9 protein-coding genes, 3 rRNA genes and 1 pseudogene are annotated in these 13858 nt (G+C 63.0%); 11 read left to right on the forward strand and 2 right to left on the reverse strand.

Annotation, left to right across the window (positions count from 1 at the left end; all coding sequences use genetic code 11):
- Positions 1-6 precede the first annotated feature (6 nt).
- From atpD to HPY32_RS01065, 11 genes and pseudogenes are all read left to right on the forward strand, one after another.
- Entirely contained in the window at positions 7-1455 is a 1449-nt protein-coding gene (atpD, locus tag HPY32_RS01015; RefSeq protein WP_067582154.1) for a F0F1 ATP synthase subunit beta, read from the forward strand.
- 6 nt (positions 1456-1461) lie between these two features.
- Entirely contained in the window at positions 1462-1836 is a 375-nt protein-coding gene (locus HPY32_RS01020; RefSeq protein ID WP_067582157.1) for a F0F1 ATP synthase subunit epsilon, read from the forward strand.
- A gap of 292 nt (positions 1837-2128) precedes the next feature.
- Positions 2129-2551: a DUF2550 domain-containing protein gene (locus HPY32_RS01025; protein WP_067582161.1), complete on the forward strand. Its 423-nt coding sequence runs from the start codon at positions 2129-2131 to the stop codon at positions 2549-2551.
- A 22-nt stretch (positions 2552-2573) separates the two neighbouring features.
- Positions 2574-3152: pseudogene (locus HPY32_RS01030) on the forward strand (cob(I)yrinic acid a,c-diamide adenosyltransferase); the annotation flags it as partial.
- Positions 3153-3237: 85 nt separating this feature from the next.
- Positions 3238-4491 carry a UDP-N-acetylglucosamine 1-carboxyvinyltransferase gene (murA, locus tag HPY32_RS01035; protein ID WP_171982682.1) on the forward strand — a complete coding sequence of 418 codons (1254 nt, stop codon included), beginning with the start codon at positions 3238-3240 and terminating at the stop codon, positions 4489-4491.
- A 456-nt stretch (positions 4492-4947) separates the two neighbouring features.
- Positions 4948-6466 (forward strand): 16S ribosomal RNA (locus HPY32_RS01040).
- A 320-nt stretch (positions 6467-6786) separates the two neighbouring features.
- A 23S ribosomal RNA gene (locus HPY32_RS01045) occupies positions 6787-9897 on the forward strand.
- Between the two features lie 159 nt (positions 9898-10056).
- A 5S ribosomal RNA gene (gene rrf / locus HPY32_RS01050) occupies positions 10057-10173 on the forward strand.
- The 16S, 23S and 5S rRNA genes sit together here, the layout of an rRNA operon.
- Positions 10174-10363: 190 nt before the next feature.
- A complete protein-coding gene (locus HPY32_RS01055) occupies positions 10364-11119 on the forward strand; it encodes a rhomboid-like protein (protein WP_067585501.1) in 756 nt (251 codons plus the stop codon).
- A 38-nt stretch (positions 11120-11157) separates the two neighbouring features.
- Complete coding sequence (nucS, locus tag HPY32_RS01060) at positions 11158-11835, forward strand: endonuclease NucS (RefSeq protein WP_067582168.1); 678 nt, start codon at positions 11158-11160, stop codon at positions 11833-11835.
- A gap of 9 nt (positions 11836-11844) precedes the next feature.
- Positions 11845-12150, forward strand: a complete 306-nt coding sequence (locus HPY32_RS01065) for an Rv1322 family protein (protein ID WP_067582170.1) — start codon at positions 11845-11847, stop codon at positions 12148-12150.
- A gap of 103 nt (positions 12151-12253) precedes the next feature.
- On the opposite strand, the gene HPY32_RS01070 is transcribed toward HPY32_RS01065, so the two are convergent.
- Complete coding sequence (locus tag HPY32_RS01070) at positions 12254-13246, reverse strand: hypothetical protein (RefSeq protein ID WP_067582176.1); 993 nt, start codon at positions 13244-13246, stop codon at positions 12254-12256.
- An 86-nt stretch (positions 13247-13332) separates the two neighbouring features.
- The gene (gene mce / locus HPY32_RS01075; protein WP_171982683.1) at positions 13333-13803 is read right to left on the reverse strand and encodes a methylmalonyl-CoA epimerase; all 471 of its coding nucleotides are present in this window, start codon (positions 13801-13803) and stop codon (positions 13333-13335) included.
- Positions 13804-13858 lie beyond the last annotated feature (55 nt).

Below are 13858 nucleotides of genomic sequence, written 5' to 3' on the forward strand. Positions count from 1 at the left end.
AGACAAATGACCGCAGCAGCTACTGCAGAAAACACGAGCCGGGCGGGCGCTGGCACAGGCCGCGTCGCCCGGGTCATCGGCCCCGTCGTCGACGTCGAGTTCCCGCGCGGTGCCATCCCCGAGCTGTACAACGCCTTGCACGCCAAGGTCGAGCTCCCGTCGGTGGCCAAGACCCTGACCCTCGAGGTCGCGCAGCACCTGGGCGACGGCCTGGTCCGCACCATCTCGATGCAGCCGACCGACGGCCTGGTCCGCGGCGTGCCGGTCACCGACACCGGCAAGCCGATCTCGGTGCCGGTCGGCGATGTCACCAAGGGCCACGTCTTCAACGCCCTCGGCGACTGCCTCGACACCCCCGGCCTCGGCCGCGACGGCGAGCAGTGGGGCATCCACCGCGAGCCGCCGCCGTTCGATCAGCTCGAGGGCAAGACCGAGATCCTCGAGACCGGCATCAAGGTCATCGACCTGCTCACCCCGTACGTGAAGGGCGGCAAGATCGGCCTGTTCGGTGGCGCCGGTGTCGGCAAGACCGTGCTGATCCAGGAGATGATCACCCGTATCGCGCGGGAGTTCTCCGGCACCTCGGTGTTCGCGGGCGTCGGTGAGCGCACCCGTGAGGGCACCGACCTGCACCTGGAAATGGAAGAGATGGGCGTGCTGCAGGACACCGCCCTCGTCTTCGGCCAGATGGACGAGCCGCCGGGCACGCGTATGCGCGTCGCCCTCTCGGCCCTGACCATGGCCGAGTACTTCCGGGACGTGCAGAACCAGGACGTGTTGTTGTTCATCGACAACATCTTCCGGTTCACCCAGGCCGGTTCCGAGGTCTCCACCCTGCTGGGTCGCATGCCCTCGGCCGTCGGTTACCAGCCGACCCTGGCGGACGAGATGGGGCAGCTGCAGGAGCGGATCACCTCGACCCGCGGCCGTTCGATCACCTCGATGCAGGCGATCTACGTGCCCGCCGACGACTACACCGACCCGGCCCCGGCGACCACCTTCGCCCACCTGGACGCGACCACCGAGCTCTCCCGCCCGATTTCGCAGAAGGGCATCTACCCGGCCGTCGACCCGCTGACCTCGACCTCTCGCATCCTGGAGGCGTCGATCCTGGGCGAGCGGCACTTCGCGGTGGCCAACGAGGTGAAGCGAATCCTGCAGAAGTACAAGGAACTGCAGGACATCATCGCCATCCTCGGCATGGACGAGCTCTCCGAGGAGGACAAGGTCCTCGTCGGCCGCGCCCGTCGCCTGGAGAAGTTCCTGGGTCAGAACTTCATCGTCGCCGAGAAGTTCACCGGCCAGCAGGGTTCGGTCGTGCCGCTGGAGCAGACCATCGACGACTTCGAGCGGGTCTGCAAGGGCGAGTTCGACCACTTCCCGGAGCAGGCGTTCAACTCCTGCGGTGGCCTGGATGACGTCGAGAAGGCTGCGAAGAAGCTGGCCGGGAAGTAGTCCACCATGGCGGAAATGTCAGTTGATCTGGTCGCCATCGAGCGACGGCTGTGGTCCGGACAGGCGAATTTCGTCAGCGCCCAGACCACGGAGGGTCAGATCGGTATTCTGCCCGGCCACGAGCCGCTGCTCGGCCAGCTGGCCGAGGACAGCGCGGTGACCATCGTGGACTCCGACGGCGAGCGCATCGTCGCCGCGGTGCACGGCGGTTTCTTCTCGGTGACCGCGACGACCGTCCGGATTCTCGCCGAATCGGCGGAATTCGCCGGCGATGTGGATATCGAGGCCGCGCGGGCGGTGCTCGCCGATCCGAACGCCTCCGAGCAGGAGCAGAACGCGGCCCGCGCCCGGGTCCGGGCGGTCGAGGCCGCCGCCTCCTGACGCCGTAGCGCGACAACAGAATTCACGGCCCGTGTGGCGGTTCCGGATTACCGGGACCGCCACACGGCTTGTCACCGTGTGCCTCGCCGGATTGTCCTGTGTCCGTAAATGTTCCGGCGAGCGCGTCCACACGATCCGGAATGCCGATAGGCTCGGATCGGACAGGGGTGTACCGGTCGCTTCCGTACGGGGGGTGGTTTGTAGACTCGCCCCCACCGGCGTTGTTCGGGATGACACGGCGCTCGACGGCACAGGGGCAAAGCGAAGGGACGGACCTGGATTGCGGACCGGGATGGTGCTTCTGATCATTCTGGTGCTGCTGCTCGTCGGCTTGGCGCTGGCGTCGCTCTACCGGCTCGTCATGCTGCGGCGCGGCGGGACGGCGGCGATCCTCCGGGTGCTTCCCGCCAAGGGCGGCCAGGGTTGGCGGCACGGCCTGATCCGCTACGACGAGGATCGGCTGGTCTTCTACAAGCTGACCAGCCTCAAGCTGGGCCCCGACTCCACGATCCGCCGCCTGGGCATCGAGGTGGTCGATCGGCGCGGACCGGTCGGCGACGAGTACGACATCATGACCGACGACATCATCGTGATCGCGGTCTCCGACGGTGACGGCAGCTATGAGCTGGCACTGGACCGCGGTGCACTGGCGGCGTTCCTGTCCTGGGTCGAATCCCGGCCCTCGGACCGCATTCGCCGCCGACCCGGCTACTAGACACAGGAATACGGTGGGTTCCATGAGCGTGCATCTGACGCGGATCTATACCCGGACCGGCGATGACGGCACCACCGGTCTGAACGATTTCTCCCGGGTCTCCAAGAACGATCCCCGCCTGGTCGCCTACGCCGACTGCGACGAGACCAACGCCGCACTGGGTGTGGCGATCGCCCTCGGCAACCCGACGCCCGAACTGCTGCGGGTGCTGCGCACGGTGCAGAACGACCTGTTCGATGTCGGCGCCGACCTGTCCACCCCGGTGGTCGCCGAACCGAAGTATCCGCCGCTGCGCATCACCCAGTCCTACATCGATCGGCTGGAACGGTGGTGCGACGAGTTCAATGCCGAACTGCCGCCGTTGAATTCGTTCATTCTGCCGGGCGGCACCCCGCTGGCCGCGCTGCTGCACACCGCCCGCACGGTGACCCGCCGCGCCGAGCGCTCGGCCTGGGCGGCGGTCGAGGCCCACCCGGACGACACGAGCGCGCTGCCCGCGAAATACCTGAATCGCCTGTCGGATCTGCTGTTCATCCTCGGCCGGGTGGCCAACCCGGAGGGCGACGTGCTGTGGCGCCCGGGCGGGGGCGGCGAGTCGGCGGGAACGGCCGACGCCGATGCGAGCGCCGCGTCACACACCGGAGGAGAGGCCGCGATCGATGGACCGGACCACTAGGCTGACCCCCGTGAGTGAACGGTTTCTGGTGACCGGGGGCAGTCGGCTCGTCGGCGAGGTGGCGGTGGGGGGAGCCAAGAACAGCGTGCTCAAGCTAATGGCCGCCGCACTGCTGGCCGAGGGCACGACGACCATCACGAACTGCCCGGACATCCTCGACGTGCCGTTGATGGCCGAGGTCCTGCGGGGCCTCGGCTGCGACGTCGTGGTCGCCGGGTCGACGGTCACCATCACCGCACCGGCCGAGCCGAAGTATCACGCGGACTTCCCGGCCGTCACCCAGTTCCGGGCATCGGTGTGTGTGCTCGGTCCGCTCATGGCGCGGTGCAAGCGGGCCGTGGTCGCGCTGCCGGGCGGCGACGCCATCGGGTCGCGCCCGCTCGACATGCATCAGGCGGGTCTGCGATTGCTCGGCGCGACCAGCGAGATCGAGCACGGCTGCCTGGTCGCCCGCGCCGACGAACTACAGGGTGCCCGCATCCGGCTGGACTTCCCGTCGGTCGGCGCGACCGAGAACATCCTGATGGCCGCGGTGCTCGCCGAGGGCGAGACGGTCATCGACAATGCCGCCCGCGAACCCGAGATCGTCGACCTGTGCACGATGCTCACCCGGATGGGCGCGCGGATCGGCGGCGCCGGTACCTCGGTGCTCACCATCGAGGGCGTGCGCAAGCTGTCACCGACCGACCATCAGGTGATCGGTGATCGAATCGTGGCCGCCACCTGGGGAATTGCCGCCGCGATGACCATGGGCGACGTGCACGTCACCGGCATCAACCCGAAGCATCTGTCGCTGGTGCTGGACAAGCTGCGTTCCGCCGGCGCGCGAATCTCCTTCGAGCCGGACGGTTTCCGGGTCGTGCAGCCCGAGCGCCCGCGCGCGGTGAACTTCTCCACCCTCCCGTTTCCGGGATTCCCGACCGACCTGCAACCGATGGCCATCGGGCTCGCGGCGATCGCCGACGGCACCTCCATGATCACCGAGAACATCTTCGAGGCGCGCTTCCGCTTCGTGGAGGAGATGATCCGCCTGGGTGCCGACGCCCGCACCGACGGGCATCACGCTGTGGTGCGCGGGATTCCGCGGTTGTCGAGCGCGCCGGTGTGGTCCTCCGACATCCGGGCGGGCGCGGGCCTGGTGCTCGCGGGTCTGGTCGCCGACGGCGTCACCGAGGTGCACGACGTCTTCCACATCGACCGCGGCTACCCGGATTTCGTCGAAAACCTGCGCTCCCTCGGGGCCGAGGTCGAACGAGTCCGCTGACCCGTATGTCCGAAAAGCCTTCCTGACCAGGCGATTTGACATCGATTCGGACGACACGTAACTTATTCCAGGTCAGAGCGACACGGACACCGACCCGGGGCCGAGAGGCCGGGGTGAACGAGGTTGGACGGGGAGCGCCTGGCGATCACACTGGTTCGGCTGTGAGCTCCGGATTTGGTTCGGGGTGGATGGTTGGGCTAAGCTGGTTCAAGTTGCCTCACGATCGAGCGGGTGAATAGCCCGGGGTGATGGTGTGTGCGTGTGTTCTTTGAGAACTCAATAGTGTGTCGATGAATGTCAGTGCCAAATATTTTATTTGGTTCCGGTGCTTACACCCCCGTGTGGGTGCCGGGACATTTTAGTCAGCAAATACTTTTGCTGGCGTTTGATTTTTGCCATGGTTTTCGGACTCTGGTTAATTCTTCCGATTACGTCTTCGGACGCAATTGAGAGTCTTCAACGGAGAGTTTGATCCTGGCTCAGGACGAACGCTGGCGGCGTGCTTAACACATGCAAGTCGAGCGGTAAGGCCCTTCGGGGTACACGAGCGGCGAACGGGTGAGTAACACGTGGGTGATCTGCCTCGTACTCTGGGATAAGCCTGGGAAACTGGGTCTAATACCGGATATGACCACGCATTGCATGGTGTGTGGTGGAAAGATTTATCGGTGCGAGATGGGCCCGCGGCCTATCAGCTTGTTGGTGGGGTAACGGCCTACCAAGGCGACGACGGGTAGCCGACCTGAGAGGGTGACCGGCCACACTGGGACTGAGACACGGCCCAGACTCCTACGGGAGGCAGCAGTGGGGAATATTGCACAATGGGCGGAAGCCTGATGCAGCGACGCCGCGTGCGGGATGACGGCCTTCGGGTTGTAAACCGCTTTCGACTCCGACGAAGCGCAAGTGACGGTAGGAGTAGAAGAAGCACCGGCCAACTACGTGCCAGCAGCCGCGGTAATACGTAGGGTGCGAGCGTTGTCCGGAATTACTGGGCGTAAAGAGCTTGTAGGCGGTTCGTCGCGTCGATTGTGAAATCTCACGGCTCAACCGTGCGCTTGCAGTCGATACGGGCGGACTAGAGTACTGCAGGGGAGACTGGAATTCCTGGTGTAGCGGTGAAATGCGCAGATATCAGGAGGAACACCGGTGGCGAAGGCGGGTCTCTGGGCAGTAACTGACGCTGAGAAGCGAAAGCGTGGGTAGCGAACAGGATTAGATACCCTGGTAGTCCACGCCGTAAACGGTGGGTACTAGGTGTGGGTTTCCTTCCACGGGATCCGTGCCGTAGCTAACGCATTAAGTACCCCGCCTGGGGAGTACGGCCGCAAGGCTAAAACTCAAAGGAATTGACGGGGGCCCGCACAAGCGGCGGAGCATGTGGATTAATTCGATGCAACGCGAAGAACCTTACCTGGGTTTGACATACACCAGAAAGCTGCAGAGATGTAGCCTCCCTTGTGGCTGGTGTACAGGTGGTGCATGGCTGTCGTCAGCTCGTGTCGTGAGATGTTGGGTTAAGTCCCGCAACGAGCGCAACCCTTATCTTATGTTGCCAGCGCGTGATGGCGGGGACTCGTGAGAGACTGCCGGGGTCAACTCGGAGGAAGGTGGGGACGACGTCAAGTCATCATGCCCCTTATGTCCAGGGCTTCACACATGCTACAATGGCCGGTACAGAGGGTTGCGATACCGTGAGGTGGAGCGAATCCCTTAAAGCCGGTCTCAGTTCGGATCGGGGTCTGCAACTCGACCCCGTGAAGTTGGAGTCGCTAGTAATCGCAGATCAGCAACGCTGCGGTGAATACGTTCCCGGGCCTTGTACACACCGCCCGTCACGTCATGAAAGTCGGTAACACCCGAAGCCGGTGGCCTAACCCCTCGTGGGAGGGAGCCGTCGAAGGTGGGATTGGCGATTGGGACGAAGTCGTAACAAGGTAGCCGTACCGGAAGGTGCGGCTGGATCACCTCCTTTCTAAGGAGCACATCTCCACGACGCCTCGAAGAGTCGAGAGTGGTTGTGGCAGAGACCGTTCGAGTCCCCGCATGTGGGACCGCGGAAGCTCATGGGTGGAACGCTGACAGGCTTCATCGCTTGTGGTCGGAGCCGAGTCTCCGGTCGCGGTGGATATATCGACACACTGTTGGGTCCTGAAAGAACAGACGTTCTTTCCAGGCAAGAAACGATCCGCTCGGGCCTCTTGTGAAACCGCTGGTGTTGCCAGTCAGGTCCTTGATTCAGTCCGGTGCGGGTGTGTTGTTTGAGAACTGCACAGTGGACGCGAGCATCTTTGTTTGTAAGTGTGTAAGAGCGTACGGTGGATGCCTTGGCACCGAGAGCCGATGAAGGACGTAGGAGGCTGCGATAAGCCTCGGGGAGCTGTCAACCGAGCTGAGATCCGAGGATGTCCGAATGGGGAAACCCGGCACGAGTGATGTCGTGTCACCCGCATCTGAATATATAGGGTGTGTGGAGGGAACGTGGGGAAGTGAAACATCTCAGTACCCACAGGAAGAGAAAACAATAGTGATTCCGTGAGTAGTGGCGAGCGAAAGCGGAAGAGGCTAAACCGTGTACGTGTGATAGACGGCAGTCGTTGCGTATGCGGGGTTGTGGGGCTCATTTTCTTTCCACTGCCGTGGGGAGCGAGAGTCAGAAAAGTGCGTGTTAGCTGAATTGGTCTGGGATGGCCGACCGTAGACGGTGAGAGTCCGGTAGGCGAAAACATGTGCTCTCTCGTAGTGAGTGCCCGAGTAGCAGCGGACTCGTGAAATCTGCTGTGAATCTGCCGGGACCACCCGGTAAGCCTGAATACTACTTGGTGACCGATAGCGGACTAGTACCGTGAGGGAAAGGTGAAAAGTACCCCGGGAGGGGAGTGAAATAGTACCTGAAACCGTGCGCTTACAATCCGTCAGAGCCCTCCTATGGTGGGGTGATGGCGTGCCTTTTGAAGAATGAGCCTGCGAGTCATCGGTGTGTGGCGAGGTTAACCCGTGTGGGGGAGCCGTAGCGAAAGCGAGTCCGAATAGGGCGCCCGAGTCGCACATCATGGACCCGAAGCGGGGTGATCTACCCATGGCCAGGGTGAAGCGACGGTAAGACGTCGTGGAGGCCCGAACCCACTTAGGTTGAAAACTGAGGGGATGAGCTGTGGGTAGGGGTGAAAGGCCAATCAAACTCCGTGATAGCTGGTTCTCCCCGAAATGCATTTAGGTGCAGCGTCGCGTGTTTCACACTGGAGGTAGAGCACTGGATGGCCTAGGGGGCCTACAAGCTTACCGAAGTCAGCCAAACTCCGAATGCCGGTGTGTGAGAGCGCGGCAGTGAGACTGCGGGGGATAAGCTTCGTAGTCGAGAGGGAAACAGCCCAGATCGCCGGCTAAGGCCCCTAAGCGTGTACTAAGTGGAAAAGGATGTGGGGTCGCTTAGACAACCAGGAGGTTGGCTTAGAAGCAGCCACCCTTGAAAGAGTGCGTAATAGCTCACTGGTCAAGTGATCCTGCGCCGATAATGTAGCGGGGCTCAAGTACACCGCCGAAGCCGCGGCATTTCAGCATTATCCTGCTTTCGAGCCAGGAGCTGGGATGGGTAGGGGAGCGTCCTGCACCCAGGGAAGTAGTCGGGTGACCGAACTGTGGAGGGTGTGGGAGTGAGAATGCAGGCATGAGTAGCGAAAGACGAGTGAGAAACTCGTCCGCCGGATGACCAAGGGTTCCTGGGCCAGGTTAATCCGCCCAGGGTGAGTCGGGACCTAAGGCGAGGCCGACAGGCGTAGTCGATGGACAACGGGTTGATATTCCCGTACCCGTGTATCCGCGCCCAATGGCGAATCAGTTGTGCTAACCGTCCAAAAGCGGACCTATCACCTTCGGGTGAAGAGAAGTGGCTGCACGGGACCCTGATTGTAGTAGTCAAGCGATGGGGTGACGCAGGAAGGTAGCTGGGCCAGGTGATGGATTACCTGGTGTAAGCCTGTAGGGCGTTGTGTAGGCAAATCCGCACAGCATCAAGCCTGAGAGGTGATGCGTAGCCGGTTGAGGCGAATTCAGTGATCCTATGCTGCCGAGAAAAGCCTCTAGTGAGTTGGTACACGGCCCGTACCCCAAACCGACACAGGTGGTCAGGTAGAGAATACTAAGGCGATCGAGAGAACTGTGGTGAAGGAACTCGGCAAAATGCCTCCGTAACTTCGGGAGAAGGAGGGCCCGGTCTGGTGAACATCCTTGCGGTGGGAGCTGGGTTGGGTCGCAGAGACCAGAGAGAAGCGACTGTTTACTAAAAACACAGGTCCGTGCGAAGTCGTAAGACGATGTATACGGACTGACGCCTGCCCGGTGCCGGAAGGTTAAGAGGACCGGTTAGTCCCTTTCGGGGGGCGAAGCTGAGAATTTAAGCCCCGGTAAACGGCGGTGGTAACTATAACCATCCTAAGGTAGCGAAATTCCTTGTCGGGTAAGTTCCGACCTGCACGAATGGCGTAACGACTTCTCTGCTGTCTCCACCACAGACTCGGCGAAATTGCAGTACGAGTAAAGATGCTCGTTACGCGCGGCAGGACGAAAAGACCCCGGGACCTTTACTATAGCTTGGTATTGGTGTTCGGTACGGTTTGTGTAGGATAGGTGGGAGACTGTGAAGCTTGGACGCTAGTTCGGGTGGAGTCGTCGTTGAAATACCACTCTGATCGTATTGGACTTCTAACCTCGGACCATGATCTGGTTCAGGGACAGTGCCTGGTGGGTAGTTTAACTGGGGCGGTTGCCTCCTAAAGTGTAACGGAGGCGCCCAAAGGTTCCCTCAGCCTGGTTGGCAATCAGGTGGTGAGTGTAAGTGCACAAGGGAGCTTGACTGTGAGACCGACAGGTCGAGCAGGGACGAAAGTCGGGACTAGTGATCCGGCACCGGCATGTGGAAGCGGTGTCGCTCAACGGATAAAAGGTACCCCGGGGATAACAGGCTGATCTTCCCCAAGAGTCCATATCGACGGGATGGTTTGGCACCTCGATGTCGGCTCGTCGCATCCTGGGGCTGGAGTAGGTCCCAAGGGTTGGGCTGTTCGCCCATTAAAGCGGCACGCGAGCTGGGTTTAGAACGTCGTGAGACAGTTCGGTCTCTATCCGCCGCGCGCGTCAGAAACTTGAGGAAGGCTGTCCCTAGTACGAGAGGACCGGGACGGACGAACCTCTGGTGTGCCAGTTGTCCCGCCAGGGGCATGGCTGGTTGGCTACGTTCGGAAGGGATAACCGCTGAAAGCATCTAAGCGGGAAGCCTGTTCCAAGATGAGGTTTCTCACCACTTCGAGTGGGTAAGGTCCCCAACAGACCATTGGGTTGATAGGCCGGAACTGGAAGCCAGGTAACTGGTGCAGGTGACCGGTACTAATAGGCCGAGGACTTACCAACAAAGCTGCTACGCGTCCACTGTGCGGTATCTGAAACAACACACAGATCCCCGCGAAAAGCATGCGGGGAACAAGGGTCTGATCCCGCGCATGCGAGGGATCAGACGATCTGATCCCGGCACGCTTTTCGCCGGGATCGGTGTGGATAGTTTCATAGTGTTACGGCGGTTATAGCGGTGGGGAAACGCCCGGTCCCATTCCGAACCCGGAAGCTAAGGCCACCTGCGCCGATGGTACTGCACTCGCCAGGGTGTGGGAGAGTAGGACACCGCCGGACAATATTTGAAGGAAGGCCCCCGACATTGTCGGGGGCCTTTCGCATATCTGGACTCGTGCACCGCCTTGACCTGGGAGTTTCAGGTTCACAGCATTCTCTCGAGGAACAGGGAGCCCGCGCGCAGCGCCGATCTGGATCATGAAGGGGTAGGTCCGGCAGATCCGGTGCCGGATGCGAGGAAGGGATGCGCATGGTGGTGTTGTCCGCATCGCCCGCCGAGGCGTCGGAGTCCGCGGTGACGACGGCTACGACCACGCCGCCCACGCGTGTGCGCCGACTTCGCCGGTTCTTCCTGCCTGTCACCTACGGTTATGCGGCGCTGTTGATCGCCGTGACGGCTCTGGTGGCCGCGTTGAGCAACTCCGCGCAGACCAAGGTCGTCCTGCATGCCAGCACCAACCTGCACAATCTGCTGCGCGGCCACTTCGGCACCCTGTTCTCCAGCGCCTTCGTCATCGGCGACAGCGATGCGGCGCTGATGATCATTCCGCTGCTGATCTGCGCGCTGGCCCTCGCCGAGATGCGGTTCGGCTCCTGGCATCTCGTCCGGATCTTCCTGGCCGGTCATATCGGCGCGACGCTGCTGGTCGCGGTCGGGCTGTGGGTGGCCGTCGAGGCCGAGTGGCTGCCGATGGACATCACCCGCGCCGAGGACGTCGGCATCAGCTACGGCGCCATGGCCCTGGTCGGGGCCTTCGTCGTGCTGCTGCCGTCGCGCTGGCGGCCCACCTGGGCCATCACCTGGCTCGCGGTCGCCGTGGCCGGGGTGATCATGGGTCGCACCTTCACCAATGTCGGTCATCTCCTGTCGGTCGTGATCGGACTGCTGGCCGGGTACTGGGCCCTGCGGACGGGACGCCGCACCACCCTGCCCAGGCTGACATGGTCGGAGATCGGCATGCTCGCCACCGCGTCCGTGCTGGGCTACATGATGCTCGTGGGCTGAATAACGCTCCGGGCGGGCTCTGGCCTAGAGTGCCACGGGTGCGCCTCGTGATTGCTCGCTGTCAGGTCGACTACGTGGGTCGACTCACCGCTCACCTGCCCATGGCCCGCCGCCTGCTCATGATGAAGGCGGACGGCTCCGTGCTGGTGCACTCCGACGGTGGTTCCTACAAGCCGCTGAACTGGATGAGCCCGCCGTGTTGGCTGGAGGAGCGCGCGAGCGAGTCGGATGCGGCGAAGCTGTGGGTGGTCACCAACAAGGCCGGTGAGGAACTGCGGATCACCGTCGAGGACATCGAACACGACTCCTCGCACGATCTCGGCGTCGATCCCGGTCTGGTCAAGGACGGTGTCGAGGCCCACCTGCAGGAGCTGCTGGCCGAGCACATCGAGACCCTGGGGGCAGGATTCTCGCTGATCCGACGCGAATACATGACCGCGATCGGCCCGGTCGACATTTTGTGCCGCGACTCCACCGGCGCCACCGTGGCGGTGGAAATCAAGCGCCGCGGCGAGATCGACGGTGTGGAACAGCTGACCCGCTACCTGGAACTGCTGAACCGCGACCCGCTGCTGGCCCCGGTCGCCGGGGTGTTCGCGGCCCAGCAGATCAAGCCGCAGGCCCGCACGCTCGCCACCGACCGCGGGATTCGTTGTCTGACACTCGATTACGATGCCCTCCGCGGCACGGAGAGTGACGAATTCCGGCTGTTCTAAGCTCGGATCATGTCCCGCCGGAATCCTCGCCCGAAACGGTCGTCGGCGCGGCTCTCGCAGGAGCCGCGTCCGCTCGGCGACGTCTTCGGGCGCACCGAGGAGGGACCCGGCGGAGAAACCTATATCGTGCGGACGGTTCCCGGTGCCCGCGCGGTGAAAACCTATCGCTGTCCCGGCTGCGATCACGAAATTCCACCCGGCGTCGCGCATATCGTCGCCTGGGCCGCCGAGGGCGGCGAGGACGATCGTCGGCACTGGCACACCGGATGCTGGAAGGGCCGTCACACCCGAACGATTACCCGCCGCTGGTCATAGGCGGAATCGGAACAGATACTTCAGCCTGGAACATGAAAAAGCCGCCTCCCGGTGGGAGGCGGCTTTCGGATGGATGGGGGTGTCGCCCGGTGAGAGTTCGTCGTCAGCTCGAGATTTCGGCGTTCTCGCGCTCGTCGTCGACGATCTCCTCCTGGTCGTTCTTCATCTCGGGGATGGCCTTCTGCCGGGTGTTGCCGGACTGCTTGCTCGACAGCGAGCGCGGCTCGGGTGTGCCGTCGAGCAGTTCGCTCTCGCGGTTGACGGCGGCGAGCATGGCCGGCACCGAATCGAGCTGGCCGCGAATTCCCAAGAGCTGGGCCAGGACTCGACCGCGCAGCACGCGCATCTCCTCGGCCAGTTCCTTGGCGTGGGCGATCTTGCGGTCGGCGCTCTGACTCGCGGAGGTGACCAGGCGGTTGGCCTCGTCGGTGGCATCCTTGATGCGCTGCGCGGCCTCGGCGCGGCTGGTGGCCTCGAGCTCCTCCATGGCGCGGGTGAGCTTGGTGCGCCGCTCCGCCATCGTGACCTCGAAGTCCTGCTGGGCGGCCTTGCGCTTGGCGTCGGCTTCCTTGGTGACCCGGTCGGCCTCGGCGTTGGCCGCGTCGACGATCTTGGTGGCCTCGGTGCGGGCGTTGGCGAGGGTCTGCTCGAACTCGATCTCGAGGGCCTCGCGCTTTTCCTTGGTCTCGCCGAGCAGCGACTCGTACTTGCCACGCATCTCGGTGGCCTGCTGCTCCGCGATGGAGATCATTTCGGCCGCCTCGGCCTGCGCCTGCGCCCGCACCTCGGACGCCTCGTCGGAGGCCAGGCGCAGCATGCGCGAAATGCGATCGCTCATGCCCTCGGCCGTGGTCGGCGGCACCGACAGACGATCGACTTCCTTACGGAGCTCATCGATTTCGTCGCGGGCGTCTTCGAGCTGCGCGGCCAGGTTTCGCGCCTGGGCGGCGGCGGCGTCGCGATCCGTTGCGGTCACCCGCAGTTCGGCATCGAATCGGTCGAAGTAATTGCGAACTTCGTCGCGGTCGTAACCTTTGCGGACTACCGTAAAGGGCAACGCAACGAAGCGATTGCGATCGGGCTCAGTGGACGACATGCCCCACAAACTACCGCCTGGCGCCGCGGCATGGTGACCCGACCGCGAATGTCGTTACGACAAGTTTCCGCGGCCGGATTCCGGTACTAGTGAGTAGGATTCGCGGCCGGCTCTACCAGCTCGATGAGCACACCACCAGCATCCTTCGGGTGTACGAAGTTGACCCGGGAACCGGCGGTTCCGTTACCGGGCTTGTCGAACAGCAGGCGCAGGCCACGGTCGCGCAAATAGGCCGAGACCGCTTCCACATCGGTGACGCGATAGGCCAGCTGCTGCATTCCGGGGCCGTTGCGGTCGAGGAACTTGGCAATGGTCGACGCCGCATTGAGCGGCGCCAGCAACTGCAGAGCAGTCGAGTCGTCGCCGGCGGCCGGCAAGGCCAGCATGGCCTCGTGGACGCCCTGGTCCTCGTTCACCTCGCGATGGGTCTCGACCATCCCGAGATGTTCGGCGTACCAGGTGACGGCCGCATCCAGATCGGGGACCGCGATGCCGACGTGATCGACGGCGATCACATAGTCGGCCGGAATGAACGAGGACGTATCGAAAGTGCTCACCCCTCGAACGGTAGCGCGCGTACCTCCATAGTGCTGCCCCGACGACACCGGTTAC

The organism is Nocardia terpenica (assembly GCF_013186535.1).
GTDB lineage: Bacteria > Actinomycetota > Actinomycetes > Mycobacteriales > Mycobacteriaceae > Nocardia > Nocardia terpenica.